Below are 18,182 nucleotides of genomic sequence, written 5' to 3' on the forward strand. Positions count from 1 at the left end.
GACTTATCCCTGAGGCGCCGGCGCCAGCTTCAACGGCATGGAGGCGGGCAGTGCTGCTTCGCCTTTAAGACGCCAGTCGTTGGTCGGACCCCGAAGTTCGAGATACCAGCGGCCTTCCAACGGGCGCGGCAAGCTGGCTTCGTAGATGCCGTCACCCACGCGCTGCAGTTGGAGTCGCCGATCCTGCTGTTCCAGGGTCGGGTGTGCCATATCGAGGATCAGAAAATCGAAGTTCACTGGTTTTCCGGCTTCGTCCAGCTCCATGCGGATCTGGTTGTCTTCGAACTGGACCGCGCCCGCTAGCCCCCTGTCCGCTGCGAGACGATCCCGGGCCAGTTCCATATTGATGGCCAGGCCTTCCTTGTAGTAATCGTCGTTGACCATGGCGCCCTGGGAACTCACGGCCACGGTGATCATGAAAATGCACCAGACGATGGTAATTGCCGGAATGGCCAGCACGAACCAGGGCCAGAACTGTTTGTACCAGGGCCCCGGATTGTCGGTAGCGCCTTCGGGCGTGGTCGGGGGCTGAGTTGGGGACATAGCTGGAATGCCTCGTTCAGGATGCGGGTTTATCGACGCGGGCCAATGAATCGGCTTTCGGTCTCTGCCCTGAGATCCCCGTTATCTTCGGCCATAATGGTGAAAATTATATCGTTGTTGGAGTCGGTAATGGACTCAGGGTTTACCTCAACAACCGTAGGCAGCGACAGGTTCTCACCTGAGCCAAGCTGGAAGCGGGTATCACTCAGGATGCGTGCAGACTCAAGACCGGAAACGCTCAGATTATAGGTTTGCGGCACTTCAGTCATGTTCTGGATCTTGAGTGTGTAGGAATTCTCGATCATACCGCGGCCGTTCATCTGGAAGAGGGCACCGCGGTCCCGCAGTGCCTCAAGCTCGATGGGCACCCGGCTGACCAGCGTAAACACCAGTGCACCGATCATCAGCATGAGCGCAGCGCCGTAGCCAAAGGTGCGTGGTCTCAAGAGTTTCGATGGCTTGCCTTCCAGCGCGTGCTCCGTGGTGTAGCGGATCAGCCCGCGCGGGTAATTCATCTTGTCCATGATCTCATCGCAGGCATCAATACACAGGGCGCAGTTGATACACTCGTACTGCAGGCCATCACGGATATCGATGCCGGTCGGGCAGACCTGGACACACTGGCCGCAATCGATACAGTCGCCCAGCCCCAGTTCCTCCTTGCTGGCACTCTTCTTCCGACCGCCTCGCGGCTCGCCCCGGTTAAAGTCGTAGGACACGACGCGGGTGTCCTCATCGAACATCACCGATTGGAAACGTGCATACGGGCACATATACAGGCACACCTGCTCGCGTAGCCAGCCCGCGTTGGAGTAGGTGGCGACCGTGAAGAAGCCCACCCAGAAATAGGCCCAGCCGTTGGCCTGGAGCGTGAACAGGTCGATAGCCAGCTCTCGCACAGGATAGAAGTAGCCGACGAACGTCAGACCGGTCGCGAAGGCAATGCCGAGCCAGATGGCGTGTTTGATAGATTTCTTGACAACTTTTTCGCGGCTATTGGGGGATTTGTCGAGCTTCATGCGCTTGTTGCGAGTGCCTTCCACCTTCTCTTCCACCCACATGAAGATAAAGGTCCAAACGGTCTGAGGGCAGGTGTAACCGCACCAAACCCGCCCAAACAGGGTGGTGATGAAGAACAGGCCGAAAGCGGCGATGATCAGCATGCCGGAAAGCAGTATGAAATCCTTGGGATAGAAAGTGGTCCCAAACAGGTGAAACTCCCGGGCCGGTAGATCAAACAGGATCAGCGGCTCGCCCCCAACCTGGATCCAGCAGAACAGGAAATACATGCCCATCAGCGCCCATAGGCTGAAGAAGCGTATGCGCTGGAAAAGGCCCTGTACGGATTTGACGTAGATTTTCTTGCGGCTGGCGTAAAGCTCGACGGTCTCGGAATTCTTCTTATTGGAGGAGGCGTCAGTCGCGGGGTCAATCTGCTTGACCGGAATTTGACTGCTCATCGGTACCTCTCATCAGGGGTCTATTGACCCTCTAGCTATCTTTTCAAGCCTGGACAGCGTGGACTGCCCAGGGTTCAAAAGACAGTGTTTCCAGGGGAGGCGCCTCCCCTGGAACGGTTAGTCGTCGTCTCGGTGCGATAAACCGTATACATAGGCTGCAAGGATATGAATCTGGTCGTCGCTCAGGCGACCTTCCTGTGCAGGCATCTCGTTCTGACGACCGTAGGTAACGGTCTCCTTGATCCATTCATACGTGCTGCCGTAGAGCCAGGCATCGTCGGTAAGGTTGGGTGCGCCAATCACCGGATTTCCCGTAGCGTCCGGACCATGACAACCTGCGCAACCTTGGGAAAAGATTGCCGCACCTTGCTCGGCGAGTTCAGCATCCCTCTCGCGACCGCTGAAGCTCAGGACGTAATTGACGACGGCTTCGACCTGGTCGTTACTCATATTCGGCATCAGGCCTTTGGCCGGCATTGCGTTCTTGCGGCCCTGATGGAGGGTCTCCACAATACGCTCGGGTTCGCCGCCCCAAATCCAGGCATCGTCGGTCAGGTTAGGAAAACCGATCGCGCCGCGCGCGGCTGACCCGTGACAGACGGCACAGTTATTGGCGAACAACCGCTGGCCCATCTTACGAGCATCCTCGTTTTGCGCCAGCTCGGGAATGGGTACATCACCGTACTGTGCGTAAAGCTCTCCATACTTGGCGTCCGCCTGCTGCATTTCCTTCTCCCACTGGTTTTCCTGGGTCCAGTTCAGCAGACCGTCGTAATTCCCCAGCCCGGGATAAAGGACCAGATACCCTAGCGAGAATACGCAGGTAGCGCTGAATAAGTGGAACCACCACTTCGGCAGCGGGTTGTCATATTCCTCGATACCATCGAAAGAATGGCCGGTTGTACGATCCGTTTCCTTGTCGGTCGGCTGACTCTTCCGGGTCGCCCACAATAGCCACCAGCACCCAAATACCGTGGCGAGCACGATCACGCTGATCCAGATGCTCCAAAACGTACTCATTCTTTGTTCTCCGTCTTATCTTTCTGCTGAGTGCGCTGGTCGATCTCGTCATCATCGAAGGGCAGGTGAGCCGCTTCGTCGTTGGATTTCTTGCGGTGAGCGCTATAGGCCCACCAACAAATGCCGATAAACGCGATCAAAACGAGCAGGGTGTGAATCCCGCGCACATCATTAATATCCATCGCTATCACCGTTTGGTTGAAAGCACCGTGCCAAGCTGCTGCAAGTAGGCGACCAAGGCCTCAATTTCATACTTGCCGCGAATTTCGTCTGGTGCGGATGCGATTTGTTCATCCGTGTAGGGGACACCCAGCGTTTGGTAGGCCTCTAGCTTTCCGGTAATGCCGTCGGCGTCCACTTTGCGCTCGAACAGCCATGGGAAGGATGGCATGGTCGATTCCGGGACCACATCACGCGGGTTGTACAGATGAACCCGTTGCCAGGCGTCTGAGTAGCGACCGCCGACCCGCGCAAGGTCCGGACCTGTCCGTTTGGAGCCCCAGAGGAATGGGTGGTCATAAACGAACTCACCGGCTACGGAATAGTGGCCATAGCGCTCAGTTTCGGCACGGAATGGTCGGATCATCTGCGTATGACAGACATGACAGCCTTCTCGAATATAGATGTCACGACCTTCCATCTCCAGCGGGGTGAGGGGTTCGAGGCCGGCGATGGGCTCATTGACTTCCTTAAGGAAAAACAACGGCACGATCTCAACCAGGAAACCACCGCTAATCACAAGCACGATCAGCAGGGCCATTAGCCCGATATTTTTCTCGACTACTTCATGTTTCATTTTGTTCTCTCTCCCGATCAGGCCGTCTGGGCTGCACTGTTGTCGAGGGCAACAGCGTCCTTCTGCCGAATAGTCATGCGCACGTTGTAAGCCATGACGAGCATGCCAGACAGGAAGATCGCACCGCCGATCAGGCGGACCAGGTAGCCTGGCTTGGAGGCCTCCAGCGCTTCAACGAAGCTGTAGGTCAGCGTGCCGTCAGCATTGACCGCTCGCCACATCAGCCCTTGCATGATGCCGTTGACCCACATGGCGACGATATAAAGTACTGTGCCAATGGTAGCTAGCCAGAAGTGCAGGTTGATGAGGCCAATGCTGTACATGCTCTGCAGCCCCCACAGGCGGGGAATCAGATGGTAAACCGAGCCGATACTGATCATTGCCACCCAACCGAGAGCGCCAGAGTGAACGTGACCGATTGTCCAGTCGGTATTATGTGACAGGGCATTGACGGTCTTGATGGCCATCATGGGGCCTTCGAAAGTCGACATGCCATAGAACGAGAGGGAAACCACCAGGAAACGCAGGATCGGATCCGTGCGCAGCTTATGCCAGGCGCCGGAAAGGGTCATCATACCGTTGATCATACCGCCCCAGCTTGGCGCCAGCAGGATCAGGGACATGATCATGCCTGCAGTCTGGGCCCAGTCCGGTAGGGCACTGTAATGCAGGTGGTGGCCGCCGGCCCAAACGTAGGTTGCGATCAGGGCCCAGAAGTGAACGATAGACAGGCGGTAGGAGTATACGGGACGGCCCGCCTGCTTGGGTACGAAGTAGTACATCATGCCCAGGAAGCCGGCGGTCAGGAAGAATCCGACCGCGTTATGGCCCCACCACCACTGCATCATTGCATCGGTTACACCGCTGTAGATGGAGTAGGACTTGAATGCCGTCACCGGCAAGGCCAGGTTGTTGCCGATATGAAGCACGGCAACCGTAATAATGAATGCGCCGAAGAACCAGTTTGCTACATAGATGTGTTTGGTCTTGCGCTTCATGATGGTTCCAAAAAACACCATCCCGTAGACCACCCAGACAAGGGTAATAAGAATATCGATCGGCCACTCGAGCTCAGCGTATTCCTTGGAGGAAGTGAACCCCATTGGGAGCGTAATTACCGCTGATACAAGTATTGCCTGCCACCCCCAGAAGGTGAAACTGGCCAAGCCATCAGAGAATAGCCTCGCCTGACAGGTTCTTTGAACCGCGTAATACGAAGTTGCAAACAACGCACAGCCACCAAAGCCATAAATGACGGCGTTAGTGTGAAGTGGGCGTAAGCGGCCGAAATGGGTCCACGGCAGGTCGAGATTGAGGAACGGGAAGCGAAGTTGTGCGGCGATCAGCACACCGAGCGCCATTCCGATGATTCCCCAAACTACAGTCATGATGGCGAACTGACGCACCACCTTGTAGTTGTATGTCAGGTTTGGATTTACTGTGCTCATAGCCTTACCAGAGTATTACAAGTGGGAAAAATAGTGGCCGCAAGTATGGAGAAATGGATATCTATTTGCAATGACTCAGGTCAAGGAAAATATCGCCGGAATCGGCGGCATAACAGGGATTTGGGGCTTTTGGGCGTGTCGAACCAAGCGGTCATTTCTGCACTATTTTAAATGATAGTTATTCGCGTTTATGATCGCTTACAAAGGTTAGTGATAGATCTTGTACATTGCCTTTTCAGCGCCCGGATACCATTGCCGCCCGGGGACAATTGCAATTGATAGACCGTTAAGTTGAGTATTCGCTGTTTCCACGTTCTCAAATTGTTTGACTTTGGAGGTAGAGCATGCCCGGAGAACTCATTAACGGTAACGGCGAACATGTGCTCTTGCTCGCTCATGGTGCCGGCGCGCCGATGGATTCTCCTTTCATGGCAATGCTTGCCGAGAGTCTCGCCAAGCATGATGTGAAGGTGGTCCGGTTTGAATTTGAGTACATGCAACGCCGGAGAGAAGACGGTAAGCGACGCCTGCCGCCGAAGGCTGACAAGCTGTTGGATGAATTCCGCCAGAAAATCGAACAGTACATCGATGCGGAACACCTGTTTATCGGAGGAAAATCGATGGGCGGCCGCATGGCCAGCCTGGTCGCGGCTTCAGACTCCTCGATTGAGGGTTGCGTCTGCTTCGGTTACCCGTTTCATCCACCGGGCAAGCCGGATCGCTGGAGAACGGACCACTTTACCGACTTTTCTGTACCGGTGATGATCCAGCAGGGCACGCGGGATCCGTTTGGGAAGCAGAGTGAAGTGCTAGCCCACTTTGATGGAAAATTCCCGGTGGCGCTTAATTGGCTGGAGGACGGCGAGCATGACTTCAAGCCCAGAAAGGCTTCGGGGCTGGATCAGCACAACCTGATTGAGCAGGCGGCGCGTAGCACTGCAGACTGGATGAAGTCTGTAGCCGTTGGCTAGGGATTGGCGCGATAGAAAGTCGTAGCGATGCGGCTGCGCTCGTTTCGCACGATCTCTGCTAGCGCGCGGGTGCCTGGCCGAGTATGACCCGGTCGCGGCCGGCTTGCTTGGCCGCGTAGAGCGCCTTGTCCGCACGACGCACGAAGCCGTCGGGTGATTCGTCGTTGTGGTAGACGGCGATACCCGCACTTAGCGTAAGGTGCACTGACGTGCCGTCCGGCGCGACTATAGGCTTGCTTCTCATGTCATCCAGGATACGTTCTGTCACCTTAAGGGCGCCTACGCCATCCGTTTTCGGCAGCACCACCGCAAACTCCTCCCCGCCGTAGCGGACGACTACGTCGCTAGGGCGCTGGATGTGATGCACCAGCGTGGCGGCAATGTGCTTGAGGCACTCGTCGCCGAAAGGATGGCCGAACGTATCATTGATGCTCTTGAAGCGGTCGGCGTCCAGCAGGATCAGCGCGATGGGTTGCCGCGTTCGCCGCCCTTCGGCGCATGCCTTGGGCAGCGACTCGTCCAGGTAGCGGCGGTTGTTCAGGTCGGTGAGGGCATCTTGGGTGCTGATCTGTTCAAGCCGTCGGTTGGCACTCTCCAGTTGACGCATGGTTTCCTGTAATTGTGCGGTACGTTCGCTCACCCGCACTTCCAGTTCGTGCTTGGCCGCCGTTTCCATGGCTAACAGCTTCTCGTTGAGCAGGCGCCAACGCTGGACCATGGCGTAGTTGAGTAGCAGGATCTGCGCCCCGACGGCAATCTGCATCAGGATTTCCCGGGCCAGGAAATCCGACAGATAACCGAAGGCGGCGAGGGCATAGATACAAGTACCGATGGCCATGGTGGACCAGGCAAGCACATACCACTTGGCCGGTGAGTAACCCTGTCGCCAACGTTGGATGCCGATGCAGAACAGTGTCACGATGCAGGCAAGCCCATAGAGTGTGGCGACCTTGATGATCACCGCGTAGGGGAGTACGAAACACAGGGCAGTAATAAGCACGCTCAAGGCAGCAAGGGCCTTGAGCAAACCCGAAAGTCTGGGCTGGTTAGCATCGATATCCAGGAACGAACGCCCAAAAAGCGTGAAGGCAAGTATGCTTAACCCTTCAGACAGGGGGATAGCCATGTTGGCCAGCCAGGGTGCGCCTGGGAAGAGATACTGGAACGAGAAGCCGCCCATGGAAAACAGGAAGAGCCCCGTCGCCAGCATGTAGAACGCATTGTAAAAGTAATAGGCTGTGCCGGTACTGAAAAACAGCAGCAGGTTGAAGAGTGCAAACATCATGAGCCCGCCGTAAAACAGGCCATGGGTCAGGGTCAGTTGGTTGGTGGCGGCGACGAGACGCGTCGGTTCCTCAAGACTGAGCGGAAGATTAATGGCGCCGCTGCTACTGATGTGCAGGAAAATTCTGCTCGATTCACCGGATTCGAGCATGACGGGCACCAGGTAATAGCGGTAGTCTACCTGCCGAGTGGCAAACGGCCGTCGATCTCCGGTTTCGATCCGGCGATAGTTGCCCGTCGTGCCAACCCAAACGGTGACATTGTCTAGCGGGGCATAGTCCAGGGTCAGGAACCAATAGCCCGCCTTTGGACCTGAGTTGTGTACGTCCAATCGAAGCCAATAGCTGGCATCGGTCTGGGCAAAGGCCAGTTCCCGGCCGTCGCCAAGCTCCCATTGGGCATTCTCAACGAGGTCTTCGGGCGCTTCCACGCTTGAAATAGACGCGTCTTTCGGTGACGTACCGCGCTCCGTAAAGAAGCAAAGATGGTGATAGATATCGGCTCGGGCCTGTGGATCATTGATCATGAGCTCGGGGCAGGTTTCAGCCTGGGCAAAGGCATTCGAAACCGAAAGAAATCCCACCAGTAGCAGCAGGGTCCACACGACCGATCGGACGGCGTCGGCCCGAAATAACTTGTTCGAATGCAACATGCGGCGAAGTATAACCAAGGCGCTATCGGGCACGTGTTAAACCATGAAAATTATTCGTACAGTTGAGATATGAGTCAGATTTTTCTGTTTTGTCGGGCAGGCTTCGAAACCGAGGCTGGCCGCGAGTTGACGGACGCCGCCGCTGAAGCCGGGCATTACGGCTACTTCCAGCCTGAAAGCGGCCAGGGGCGCGTGTCATTCATACTGGCCGATGGCGCCGACGCCGGCGAGCTGATGGCGAAGGTATTGCTGGAAAAGCTGGTGTTTACCCGAGACTGGTTCCAGGTGCTCGATGAAGGCGCCTTACCTGCCGATGACCGGGTACTTGCCGTACTGGAGCTACTGCGGGAAAACCCCGGCATTCCCCAGGCGGCACGGGTGGAAGTGCGGGTGCCTGAAGATTCCAGTGACCGCGACCTGAACAACTTCTCGCGCAAGTGGGCGTCACCCTTATCGCGCGCGTTGCGAGAGACTGGTTTTCTGGTCGATGACGACGCCAATCCGTGGCGCCTCGAGATTTTCCTGCCCTCATTCGAACGTGTCGTTATTGGGCTGAGTCATCGTGACAACCGTTCGCCTTACCTTAGCGGGATACCGCGCCTGCGACTGCCGGCGTCAGCGCCGAGCCGCTCGGCACTCAAGCTTGAGGAAGCCTGGAAGGTATTTATTCCGGAAGCGCAGTGGCTGGACTACCTGGGTGGCGCCAAGAAAGCCGTCGACCTGGGTGCTGCCCCGGGTGGCTGGACCTGGCAACTGGTGCGGCAGGGCATGCTGGTTACTGCAGTCGATAACGGCCCCATCGATGAAGAACTCATGGCCTCCGGCCATGTCGAGCATGTTCGCGCTGATGGTTATCTCTGGCGACCGCATCGTGCGGTGGACTGGATGGTCTGCGATATCGTCGACAAGCCCCGCCGCACGACGGACATGGTGGTGGGCTGGCTCAGTCAGCGCCTGTGTCGATTTACAGTGTTCAACCTCAAACTGCCGATGAAGAAACGTTACGATGAATGGCTGACCTGTCGCGAGCGCATGCTGGAGGCGCTGGACGAGGCCGGCATCCACGTCCGGCTGCGTGCCCGGCACCTTTATCACGACCGTGAAGAGATCACCTGCTTTATCGAAAGGATGAACTGATCAGAGCTTTACCGTCAGCACTGTTCCAGGATGGTGACTTTCTCGTCCTGGTCCAGCATTGGTTTGAGCTCGTTCATCATCTCGTTGCGCTCTTCCGAATGGTACCAATAGTCCCAGTCGGCGACAGAACGCCAGTTGCACAGCGTGAGGCGGTGATTCATATCCTTGGCGTCCACCAGGGTTTCGCCGGAAATGAAGCCCGGCGCGCTCACGGCGCGTTGAAGGAGGGTGCGCGACGCCTGTTCATAGGTGGACTCGAGGGTGGCCGCTATATGGCGTTCGATCAATACCCGGATCATCATGGCCTCCGCCACTCATTGTTCTTATAATTCAATCTAGCACCTGATCCAACATTACGCGTAGTCAGGAGCTTCTGATTGAGTCAGTTAGCCCTCAGGGCCCGCAGAATCACCAGACTGGACCAGAGGTTCCCTATATAAACTGGACGCGACGGGAGGCAAGCCGTGGTAGACCTGACCTATGACCTGGAACTCGATGCCACAGGGCTCGTTTGTCCCGAGCCGGTAATGATGCTGCACAATCGTATGGCTGAGGTGCCGGTGGATGGCATTCTCAAAGTGGTTGCCACTGATCCCTCGACAACCCGGGACGTGCCGCGCTTCTGTCAGTTCCTGAAACATACTCTGCTCCGCGAAGACCACAGCGCGGAAAGCTTCGTCTACTACATTCGCCGCGGTGAATGACTAACCCGGTTTGACCGGGCTTAAACGGGCACTTTGCGTTGGCGCAGGTTGATCAGGCCTGCGCCGACAATCAGGACACAGCCAATAAACTGTGAGCCGGTGACCGGCTCCATGAAGAATACCCATCCCAGAAACGCTGCAAAGATGACCGATGAATAGGTGAACTGGCCGATTTGTCCCGCGGGGGCAATGCGGTAGGCGGTCGTGATCAGCATTTGTGCCAAGGTCGCGCAGATCGCAAGCAACGCCAGCCAGAGCCAGGTCGACACGGACGGTGTGACCCAGGTGGCTATGGCCGCCGGCGCGGTGACCAGGGATCCAAACAGGCCAAAATAGAAAACGATGCGGCCACTGGGTTCGGTCACACCCATCCGTCGGATCGTAACTTTGGCCGTTGCACCCAACAGGGCACCCGCGAGTCCGGCGGCGACGAACAGGTAGTCCTCCGCATTGGCGGCTGCAGGATTCAGGATGACCAACACACCGACAAAACCTGCGGCAATCGTGAGCCAGATCACGCGTGAAGTACTTTCGCCGAGCCAGACCAACGCAATGAGAGGGATAAAGAAGGGAGCCGTGAGTTTGAGCAACACAGCTTCGGTGAGCACCAGTTTTTCCAGGCTGAAGAAGTAGCAGTACATCGCGCTGACGCCGATGAACGCGCGCATCAGGTGGAAACGCAAATGCTGGGTCTTTAGCCCGACGAATCCTTCCCGGTAAATCATCAGCGGAAAGATAATGGCCAGTCCCATCAGGTTGCGCAGGAAGACGAGGACGGCATTCGGCAATTCCGGGGCGAGGTGCTTGATGATGGCCCCCATCACGGCCAGTAGCATTTCGCCAGCCAACACGCAGGCGGCGCCGCGCTGTAGCGGTGTCACAGAATGTTCGACCGGGCCAGGGTGCCTTTCAGGTGGGCCAGGAATTCAGTGCGATCCATCTCGCCCATCACGCGGGATTGGGCAATTTCCTCACCGCTACGGTCGAAGAACAGGATGGCGGGCGGCCCGAACAGGCCGAGCTCATCCAGCAGGGCCTGCTGCGCCGGGGTATTCTCGGTAACATCGATCTGCAGCAGCATGAGGGGCGCCATGGCCGAGCGTACCTGGCCGTCGCTGAATACATTGCGCTCCATGACCTTGCAGCTGATGCACCAGTCAGCATAGAAATCCAGCATGACCGGTTGGTTGGCCTGGGCAGCGGAAGCCATGGCCTGCTTGAGGTTCGCCGGCGAGCTAACGCGACGAAATACCGTATGTTCACCGGCAGGACTCTGGTTATTGGCAATGACGGGGCTCTTGGCGGTGAAGGGAGCCAGGGGGCGAAGTGGATCATTGGCGCCGGCGAGCGCCCCGCCAATCAGCAGGAGGGCGTAGCTGAAGAGTACGAGACCAAAGCCTTTCCATGTTCGTTGCCAGCCCGCCCGGGCTGCCTCGAAGGCGCCCAGTTGAACGCCGGTCACGGCAGCGAGTAGGCCCCACAGCACCAGGCTAACCCAGCCGGGCACCAGGCGCTCGACCAGCCAGATGGCAACCGCCATCATCATTACGCCGTAAATCGTCTTGACTGTGTTCATCCAGGCGCCCGTGGACGGCAGGAACCGACGACCACCGACGGCCACCAGGATCAGTGGAATGCCCATACCGAGTCCGAGTGCCAGCAGCGCCGTACCACCCAGGACGGCGTCCTGAGTGGTGCTGATATAGAGCAGACTGCCGGCCAGGGGGGCGGAGACGCAGGGCGAAACAATCAAGGCCGACAATGCACCGATGCCGAATACGCTGACGACGCGCCCGCCGGTCAGTTGGGAGCTCGCCTGGTTCAGTCGGTTGGCGATGCCCTGGGGCAGGCGGATATCGAACAGGCCGAACATTGACAAGGCAAAGAGTACGAAAAGCGCCGCGAAGACCAGCAGCACCGCGGGCGACTGCAGTTGCGCCTGCAGGTTAAAGCTTGCACCCAACAAACCGGTCAGTACGCCAGCCGCGGCATATGTCAGGGCCATTCCCAGCACATAACTGGAAGCGAGCAGAAGAGCTTGTCCCGTAGTCGATGTCGTTCTGTTGGAGACCAGTGCCGAAATAATAGGAATCATCGGCAGCACGCAGGGCGTAAAAGTCAGTCCCAATCCCAGCAATAAGAATAGACCCACAATGACCAGCGTCGACTGGCTGGCGAGAACGGCGGCGATACCGGTTGCGCTTTCCGTATTCATGGACGCTGGGGTGGCGGCCGTGCCAGCGCTACCAGAGTTGCCGCCGATCGATCCCGCGGCCTGGGCTGACCCGACGTAAAGTACGTCACGGGTTTGCGGTGGGTAGCAGAGGCCGGCCTCCGCGCACCCCTGGTAGCGCACCTGAAGGTTGGCTTCGGTCATTCCCTCGGGCAGAGAGACGTCAAATCGGGCCTGCACTGGTTCGGTAAATACGGTGACCTCGCCGAAGTAGGGGTCGTCCTTCAGGTGGCCAGGTTCGGTGAACGTTGGCTTGCCAACCGTGACGCCGGGTTCCGCCGCGGTAACGGTGATGCGATCCCTATAAAGGTAGTGCTCCGGGGCGATATCCCACACCAGCTGTATACCGTCGTCGGTGAGGCCGGACGAAAAAGGCAGGGCCTCGTCAACGGGGAGGAACTCACCCATGCCTTTATTACCCGTTACCGATTTCAGGTCGAAGGCGAGAGCCCCGGTGGAGGTCAGGAGCAGCGCGATGCAGCTCAGTAGAGAAAGGCATAGCGCTTGGGTGAAAGAGCGTCGGGTAACAGAACGAAGGGTGGCCGCAACAACTAACCCGGTCTGGTAACCTGCTGACTGCATCAAGTACTGGATCATGCGGTTGTGCTTTTCTGGGTCGATGAGCTGGTTTGACGAGCTGTTCTGACAAAGCTGTTCTGACAAAAAGGTGTGCCAGGGCCGAATCGGGCTCAGGCAAATGCTCGCATTAGACAGGATGGTATCAGAAAGTTCCGGTCTGCGGAGTGACCGTCCTGAGTCCGCGTTGGACCACCTATTCTTGGTCAATGCGCGCGATAATGCAGGATGCTGGCAATAGTTGAACGAAAGACGCACAATAGCGCATGCATGAAACACCACCCAGATGATCTCATAATGCTGTTCAACGATCTCTTCCGCGACCGGTGGCAAACCATCCTTGTGCGGGGAGACGACGAGCCCGAATACATCCCGGCCCGGGACGCGACCGACGTCCACAGGGTGATCTTTGCCCACGGGTACTTTGCCAGCGCCTTGCATGAGGTCAGTCACTGGTGTATTGCCGGTGAAAAACGCCGTCAGCTCCGCGATTACGGTTACTGGTATTGTCCTGACGGGCGAAGTGACCGCGAGCAGGCTGATTTCGAGAAGGTCGAGGTGAAGCCCCAGGCGCTCGAATGGCTCTTTTCGGCCGCCGCCGGTTCGCCGTTCCATATCAGCGTGGACAACCTTTCCGGGAGCGGTGCCAGTGACGAGGCGGGTTTCCGCGCCAATGTCGCCGGGCAGGCGCGCGATTTTCTTCACCACGGCATGCCGCAGCGAGCGCATCTTTTCCTTGATACGCTGCTGGCTTTCTACGATCGGCATCCCGTTTTTGGTCCGGACCTTTTCCGGGCATGAGACAAGCTAGACCCGGAGCACTACGGCGCCGGGTATATGAACGATGACCAGAACAGCAGGCGGGACTGCGGCCGAGAGAAAAAGAGAGGTCGCCGGGGCCTGTGGACCTGACATCATGGGGAGGACCCGTTGAGTACAACTGAATTACCTGTAGAAGAAGGTAAAACCCGATTTACCGAGTTCAACCTGGACGGCAAGCTGCAGAAGGCGATCCAAGGCATCGGTTTTGAATTCTGCACGCCGATCCAGGCGGAAACACTGCCGCTGACATTGGAAGGGCATGACCTGATCGGCCAGGCGCAGACCGGTACCGGCAAGACCGCTGCATTCCTGATCACCGCGATCCAGCGTATGTTGCAGTCGCCGATCCCGTTCGAGGAACGTTATGCCTCCGAGCCGCGCGTGCTCGCGCTGGCGCCGACCCGGGAACTGGCCCTGCAGATCGCCAAGGATGCAGAGCAGCTTTGCGCCCACACTGGCCACAACGTGGTCACGGTTCTGGGTGGAATGAACTACGACAAACAGCGTGATCAATTGCGCAATGAGGTGGTGGACATTCTGGTGGCCACTCCGGGCCGGCTGATCGATTTTCTTGGTTCCCAGGACGTGTTCCTCGACCAGCTCGACCTGTTGATCATTGATGAAGCCGATCGCATGCTGGATATGGGTTTTATCCCCGATGTTAAACGCATCATCCGTAAGTGCACGCCCAAGGACGAGCGCCAGACCCTGTTGTTCAGCGCCACCTTTAACCAGGACGTACTGAACCTGGCCTCCATGTGGACCCGCAGTGCCGAGTTCGTCGAGATCGAGCCCGAGCAGAAGACCGCCGAGCGGGTCGAGCAGACCGTTTATATGGTCGGTGAGGACGAGAAACTCAGGGTGTTGGTCAATTACATCCAGCGCCCTGAGGTGGACAAGGCCATTATCTTTGCCAATCGCCGCGACCAGTGTCGTGACCTTGAAGAGGACCTGCGTCGCCAGGGCGTCAGCACGGCCCTGCTGTCCGGTGAAATTGCACAGAACAAGCGTTTGCGGACCCTGGACAAGTTCAAGAACGGTAGCATCAAGGCACTGGTGGCCACCGATGTGGCTGGGCGCGGCATCCACGTTAGCGGCGTAACCCACGTCTTCAACTACAACCTTCCGGAAAACGCTGAGGATTACGTCCACCGGATCGGACGTACTGGCCGGGCAGGGCAGCACGGCGTATCCATCAGCTTCGCCAGCGAGGACGATGCGTTTTCCTTACCGGCGATCGAGTCCTATATTGGTCAAAAGCTGTCATGCACATTGCCCGACGAAGCATTGATGGTGCCGCTGGAGAAACCGGCTATCGAGCGCAAGCGCGGCGGTCGCCGGCCGCCATCCGGCCGTCGCCCACAACGTCGGAGTTGAGGTTGGATCGACCATGCTGATTGTCGCAGACGAGAATATTCCCTTACTCGACCAATTCTTCGAGGAAATCGGCACTATCCGCCGGGTATCCGGACGCACCATGACGTCAGCCGACGTCCGGGATGCGGATGTCCTGCTGGTGCGGTCTGTTACCCGGGTTGACCGGCAGTTGCTCGAAGATAGTCGTGTGAAGTTCGTGGGTACGGCAACGATCGGCACGGATCATGTCGACGTGGCCTGGCTCGAATCCCAGGGAATAGCGTTTGCCTGTGCGCCCGGCTGCAATGCGGCCAGCGTGGTGGATTACGTCCTCAGCGTGTTGTCGGTATATGCCGAAAAGCGCGCAATGGAGGGCTGGACCGACCTGTCCGTGGGCATTGTCGGTGCCGGTAACGTTGGCCGTCGCCTGGCGACGCGTCTGGACAAACTCGGGTTCGACATCAAGGTCAACGATCCGCCTCGGGAAGCTGAAGAGCCAGACGAGGGATTCGACTCCCTGGAAGATGCGCTCGGCTGTGATGTCGTTACCCTGCACACGCCGTTGACCCGATATGGGAATCACCCGACACGCCACCTGATGAATGCCGAGCGGTTGCGCAGACTTAATCCATCCCAGTTGCTGATCAATACCAGCCGAGGTGGCGTCGTGGATTGCGAAGCGCTCAGTAGCCGCCTTGCTGATGCGGATGCCCCGCAGGTAGTGTTGGACGTGTGGGAGGGCGAGCCCCAGGTCAGTGCAGAGCTGGCGAGTCGTGTCTGGCTGATGACACCCCACATTGCTGGTTATAGCCTTGAGGGCAAGGTTGGCGGAACGGAGATGATCTACCAGTCGCTCTGCCACTTCCTTGGTCTGCCGGTGCGTAAGAAGAGCGGCCAGTTCATGGCGGATCCCGCCCTGAGCAAACTCTCGTTTACTTCGTCTGCGAATGCCCGCGACGCGGCCCAGCTGGCCATTCGTGCGTGCTATGACGTTCGTCGGGATGACTCGCGGTTCCGTCGCTGGGTCTTGGAATTACCCGAAGGCGAGCGGGCGGCAGCGTTTGACGCCATGCGTCGGGATTATCCGGTGCGGCGCGAATTCTCCAGCACCAAGATACAGCTCAAGGGCGGGGCAAAGGAACTCCAGCAGGTCTTCAAGGCACTGGAATTCAAACTGAAGCTCTAGAGGGCATTTGCTTCCAGATTGCGGATAAGAAGCTGCTCAGCCAGCAGAAGCAGCGTGTTTATAGTCCTTTCCCTCTGCTTCGCATTCTTCTGCCAGTTCTTCCAGCGACTGGCGAACCATGGTGTCGGTGATCGGTACTTCCCGACCGTCGGAGAGAACGATAGCGGCGCCGTTCATCCAGCTTTCTGTCTCATGGTTTTCCTGCTTCACGATAGCGGCCTCTCTTCAATGTTCTGATGAAAGCGTACAGACATATTGTGTCGCGATGATGACAGTCATCGCCGGCTCTCTTCACAAGAATCGTAACGCTTCACGATTTGTGATCACGATGACATCCGTTTCCGCGAATAGGCAAGACAAGTATTCCCGATATCGGAACGAGTGAACATTGTACGAAAGTGGGGCGAGCGCGTCGCCCCACCGGAAGTTAAACCTGGCTCAGATCGTGTTCATCTTACGCCCGCTGCAGGGCCTCGATACGCGCTTCCAGCGGCGGATGCGTCATAAACAGGGATGCGAGCCCGTGACGGACGCCCCGGTTGATGCCGAATGCCTGTAGGGAATCCGGCATCTGATCCGGCATCTGGCTTTCCTGGCGTAACCGGTTGAGGGCGCTGATCATGGCGCTACGGCCGGCCAGCTGTGCCCCCGCCTGGTCAGCCCTGAACTCGCGCCGACGCGAGAACCAGAAGACGATCGTGCTCGCCAGGATGCCCAGCACGATTTCGGCGACGATACTCACAACGAAGAAACCGATGCCGTGGCCTCCCTCATTACGGAACACCACCCGATCGACCACCGACCCGATTACCCGGGCCGCGAAAATGACGAAGGTGTTGACCACACCCTGGATCAGCGCCAGGGTCACCATATCGCCGTTGGCCACATGACCAATCTCATGACCGAGAACCGCACGTATCTCTTCCTTGTTAAACCGACTGAGCAGACCTTCGCTCACCGCGACTAGCGCGTCGTTCTTGTTCCAGCCCGTAGCAAAGGCGTTGGACTGGGCAGCCGGGAATATGGCGACATCGGGCATTTTTATCCCTGCCTGCTGCGCCAATTCACCTACAGTCTCTACCAGCCAGCGCTCGGCAGGGGTGCGTGGGCTTTCGATGATCTTCGCGCGGGTGCTCCAGATCGCCATCTTCTTGGAGATCAGGAGTGAAATGATCGAACCGGCAAAGCCGAACACAGCCGCAAAGATCAACAGGTTGCCATAGGCAATGCCTTGTTGGTTCAGGTAGCTGTCTACCCCCAGCAGTTGCAGGGTGATACTCGCGACAACGATAACGGCCAGGTTAGTGGCCAGGAAGAGCAGGATTCTCATGGCTTTTTCCCATTATCCAAATGCTTACGCCCACCAATATCGGGGTCGCCCATGCGACCTTCAATAGGGTTACGTCGAATTAACCAACGCTGGATGTCGACCGCTTCTGCGAACGAAAGTTCAGGTATGCAGTTAAAATTCGGGGTGGTGGCGGGTAAAAACTCGGCCTCGTCACGGCGTTCCGTCTTGCCGGAATGGCTTAGCTCTGCGGAAAAAGTACAGCTTGCACCGTATCGGCGATCAGCGAAGAATTGCCGTTCTTCAGCGCGACGCGCAGTAGGTGGATGTTGGTTGAGAGGTCAGCCTGAACCGCCGGTGGCAGTCCTTCGGTATCTTCGGGGTAGGTGCCCGCCAGGGAAGCGGGCAGGGTATCTGTCTTTACAGCTGCGTTAAGCCGAGTGAAAGCGGGCTGTGTCAGCACGACCTGGTCGACCGCATCCTGACTGATCGTGTCTTCGTAACGGATATGGCCTTCGTCGGCCAGCCAGAGCATAGTCCCGAAACAGGCGCGGTGGCGACGACTGTGCAAGCCGAATTCGTCAGGCGAATCCGGTCCGGAGATGTCCTCCACGTAAAGGCTGACCTTGCGCGGAAATGCGTTATAGAGCTGAACCAGGATGATGGCGGTATCCCGGAAGAACTCTTCGATGTGAATATCAGCCAT

At 57.6% G+C, this 18,182-nt stretch carries 19 protein-coding genes; 6 read left to right on the forward strand and 13 right to left on the reverse strand.

Features of this window, described 5'->3' with window-relative positions; all coding sequences use genetic code 11:
* Positions 1-3 precede the first annotated feature (3 nt).
* From RE428_RS10310 to ccoN, 6 genes are all read right to left on the reverse strand, one after another.
* Positions 4-543 carry a FixH family protein gene (locus RE428_RS10310; protein ID WP_004581923.1) on the reverse strand — a complete coding sequence of 180 codons (540 nt, stop codon included), beginning with the start codon at positions 541-543 and terminating at the stop codon, positions 4-6.
* Positions 544-572: 29 nt separating this feature from the next.
* Positions 573-2,003: a cytochrome c oxidase accessory protein CcoG gene (gene ccoG, locus RE428_RS10315; RefSeq protein WP_004581924.1), complete on the reverse strand. Its 1,431-nt coding sequence runs from the start codon at positions 2,001-2,003 to the stop codon at positions 573-575.
* Positions 2,004-2,120: 117 nt separating this feature from the next.
* A complete protein-coding gene (gene ccoP / locus RE428_RS10320; RefSeq protein ID WP_004581925.1) occupies positions 2,121-3,023 on the reverse strand; it encodes a cytochrome-c oxidase, cbb3-type subunit III in 903 nt (300 codons plus the stop codon).
* Entirely contained in the window at positions 3,020-3,205 is a 186-nt protein-coding gene (locus RE428_RS10325; protein ID WP_004581926.1) for a CcoQ/FixQ family Cbb3-type cytochrome c oxidase assembly chaperone, read from the reverse strand. Before RE428_RS10325 ends, ccoP begins: the two co-directional genes overlap by 4 nt.
* 5 nt (positions 3,206-3,210) lie before the next feature.
* A complete protein-coding gene (gene ccoO, locus RE428_RS10330) occupies positions 3,211-3,819 on the reverse strand; it encodes a cytochrome-c oxidase, cbb3-type subunit II (RefSeq protein ID WP_004581927.1) in 609 nt (202 codons plus the stop codon).
* Positions 3,820-3,836: 17 nt separating this feature from the next.
* Complete coding sequence (ccoN, locus tag RE428_RS10335; RefSeq protein WP_004581928.1) at positions 3,837-5,267, reverse strand: cytochrome-c oxidase, cbb3-type subunit I; 1,431 nt, start codon at positions 5,265-5,267, stop codon at positions 3,837-3,839.
* A 344-nt stretch (positions 5,268-5,611) separates the two neighbouring features.
* Here ccoN and RE428_RS10340 point away from each other — a divergent pair, with 344 nt between their 5' ends.
* The gene (locus RE428_RS10340) at positions 5,612-6,238 is read left to right on the forward strand and encodes an alpha/beta family hydrolase (protein ID WP_004581929.1); all 627 of its coding nucleotides are present in this window, start codon (positions 5,612-5,614) and stop codon (positions 6,236-6,238) included.
* Positions 6,239-6,296: 58 nt separating this feature from the next.
* Here the strand turns inward: RE428_RS10340 and RE428_RS10345 are convergent, their stop codons facing one another.
* The gene (locus tag RE428_RS10345; RefSeq protein ID WP_051079798.1) at positions 6,297-8,174 is read right to left on the reverse strand and encodes a sensor domain-containing diguanylate cyclase; all 1,878 of its coding nucleotides are present in this window, start codon (positions 8,172-8,174) and stop codon (positions 6,297-6,299) included.
* 69 nt (positions 8,175-8,243) lie between these two features.
* On the opposite strand from RE428_RS10345, the gene rlmM reads away from it, so the two are divergent.
* Entirely contained in the window at positions 8,244-9,311 is a 1,068-nt protein-coding gene (gene rlmM / locus RE428_RS10350; protein ID WP_004581931.1) for a 23S rRNA (cytidine(2498)-2'-O)-methyltransferase RlmM, read from the forward strand.
* 14 nt (positions 9,312-9,325) lie between these two features.
* On the opposite strand, the gene RE428_RS10355 is transcribed toward rlmM, so the two are convergent.
* On the reverse strand, positions 9,326-9,610 hold the full coding sequence (locus RE428_RS10355; RefSeq protein ID WP_040883424.1) for an antibiotic biosynthesis monooxygenase family protein: 285 nt from the start codon (positions 9,608-9,610) through the stop codon (positions 9,326-9,328).
* Positions 9,611-9,775: 165 nt separating this feature from the next.
* On the opposite strand from RE428_RS10355, the gene tusA reads away from it, so the two are divergent.
* Positions 9,776-10,015 (forward strand): sulfurtransferase TusA, encoded by a 240-nt coding sequence (gene tusA / locus RE428_RS10360; protein WP_004581933.1) that lies wholly within the window; start codon positions 9,776-9,778, stop codon positions 10,013-10,015.
* 20 nt (positions 10,016-10,035) lie between these two features.
* Here the strand turns inward: tusA and RE428_RS10365 are convergent, their stop codons facing one another.
* Both RE428_RS10365 and dsbD read right to left on the reverse strand, forming a co-directional pair.
* The gene (locus RE428_RS10365) at positions 10,036-10,896 is read right to left on the reverse strand and encodes a DMT family transporter (RefSeq protein WP_004581934.1); all 861 of its coding nucleotides are present in this window, start codon (positions 10,894-10,896) and stop codon (positions 10,036-10,038) included.
* Positions 10,893-12,845, reverse strand: coding sequence for a protein-disulfide reductase DsbD (dsbD, locus tag RE428_RS10370; RefSeq protein WP_004581935.1), 1,953 nt, complete (start codon positions 12,843-12,845; stop codon positions 10,893-10,895). Before dsbD ends, RE428_RS10365 begins: the two co-directional genes overlap by 4 nt.
* A 276-nt stretch (positions 12,846-13,121) precedes the next feature.
* Between dsbD and RE428_RS10375 the strand changes: the two genes are divergently transcribed.
* From RE428_RS10375 to pdxB, 3 genes are all read left to right on the forward strand, one after another.
* A complete protein-coding gene (locus RE428_RS10375; protein WP_004581936.1) occupies positions 13,122-13,625 on the forward strand; it encodes an elongation factor P hydroxylase in 504 nt (167 codons plus the stop codon).
* A 129-nt stretch (positions 13,626-13,754) separates the two neighbouring features.
* Entirely contained in the window at positions 13,755-15,023 is a 1,269-nt protein-coding gene (locus RE428_RS10380) for a DEAD/DEAH box helicase (protein ID WP_004581937.1), read from the forward strand.
* A 13-nt stretch (positions 15,024-15,036) separates the two neighbouring features.
* Positions 15,037-16,188, forward strand: coding sequence for a 4-phosphoerythronate dehydrogenase PdxB (gene pdxB, locus RE428_RS10385; RefSeq protein WP_004581938.1), 1,152 nt, complete (start codon positions 15,037-15,039; stop codon positions 16,186-16,188).
* A 36-nt stretch (positions 16,189-16,224) separates the two neighbouring features.
* Here pdxB and RE428_RS10390 read toward each other — a convergent pair whose 3' ends face one another.
* The 3 genes from RE428_RS10390 to RE428_RS10400 all read right to left on the reverse strand — a co-directional run bounded on the left by RE428_RS10390 (position 16,225) and on the right by RE428_RS10400 (position 18,182).
* Positions 16,225-16,398: a PA1571 family protein gene (locus RE428_RS10390; protein ID WP_154660762.1), complete on the reverse strand. Its 174-nt coding sequence runs from the start codon at positions 16,396-16,398 to the stop codon at positions 16,225-16,227.
* 244 nt (positions 16,399-16,642) lie between these two features.
* Positions 16,643-17,518, reverse strand: a complete 876-nt coding sequence (gene htpX, locus RE428_RS10395) for a protease HtpX (RefSeq protein ID WP_004581939.1) — start codon at positions 17,516-17,518, stop codon at positions 16,643-16,645.
* A gap of 199 nt (positions 17,519-17,717) precedes the next feature.
* Positions 17,718-18,182: a hypothetical protein gene (locus RE428_RS10400; RefSeq protein WP_004581940.1), complete on the reverse strand. Its 465-nt coding sequence runs from the start codon at positions 18,180-18,182 to the stop codon at positions 17,718-17,720.

The organism is Marinobacter nanhaiticus D15-8W (assembly GCF_036511935.1).
GTDB lineage: Bacteria > Pseudomonadota > Gammaproteobacteria > Pseudomonadales > Oleiphilaceae > Marinobacter_A > Marinobacter_A nanhaiticus.

Excerpts from the sequence above, each read along its gene's own strand:
- pdxB (WP_004581938.1), top strand. The coding sequence starts at position 15,037 with ATGCTGATTGTCGCAGACGAGAATATTCCCTTACTCGACCAATTCTTC.
- rlmM (WP_004581931.1), top strand. The coding sequence starts at position 8,244 with ATGAGTCAGATTTTTCTGTTTTGTCGGGCAGGCTTCGAAACCGAGGCT.
- dsbD (WP_004581935.1), bottom strand. The coding sequence starts at position 12,845 with ATGATCCAGTACTTGATGCAGTCAGCAGGTTACCAGACCGGGTTAGTT.
- RE428_RS10340 (WP_004581929.1), top strand. The coding sequence starts at position 5,612 with ATGCCCGGAGAACTCATTAACGGTAACGGCGAACATGTGCTCTTGCTC.
- RE428_RS10325 (WP_004581926.1), bottom strand. The coding sequence starts at position 3,205 with ATGGATATTAATGATGTGCGCGGGATTCACACCCTGCTCGTTTTGATC.
- RE428_RS10400 (WP_004581940.1), bottom strand. The coding sequence starts at position 18,182 with ATGGCTGATATTCACATCGAAGAGTTCTTCCGGGATACCGCCATCATC.
- ccoP (WP_004581925.1), bottom strand. The coding sequence starts at position 3,023 with ATGAGTACGTTTTGGAGCATCTGGATCAGCGTGATCGTGCTCGCCACG.
- RE428_RS10345 (WP_051079798.1), bottom strand. The coding sequence starts at position 8,174 with ATGTTGCATTCGAACAAGTTATTTCGGGCCGACGCCGTCCGATCGGTC.
- ccoN (WP_004581928.1), bottom strand. The coding sequence starts at position 5,267 with ATGAGCACAGTAAATCCAAACCTGACATACAACTACAAGGTGGTGCGT.
- RE428_RS10355 (WP_040883424.1), bottom strand. The coding sequence starts at position 9,610 with ATGATCCGGGTATTGATCGAACGCCATATAGCGGCCACCCTCGAGTCC.
- ccoO (WP_004581927.1), bottom strand. The coding sequence starts at position 3,819 with ATGAAACATGAAGTAGTCGAGAAAAATATCGGGCTAATGGCCCTGCTG.
- RE428_RS10310 (WP_004581923.1), bottom strand. The coding sequence starts at position 543 with ATGTCCCCAACTCAGCCCCCGACCACGCCCGAAGGCGCTACCGACAAT.
- htpX (WP_004581939.1), bottom strand. The coding sequence starts at position 17,518 with ATGAGAATCCTGCTCTTCCTGGCCACTAACCTGGCCGTTATCGTTGTC.
- RE428_RS10375 (WP_004581936.1), top strand. The coding sequence starts at position 13,122 with ATGCTGTTCAACGATCTCTTCCGCGACCGGTGGCAAACCATCCTTGTG.
- ccoG (WP_004581924.1), bottom strand. The coding sequence starts at position 2,003 with ATGAGCAGTCAAATTCCGGTCAAGCAGATTGACCCCGCGACTGACGCC.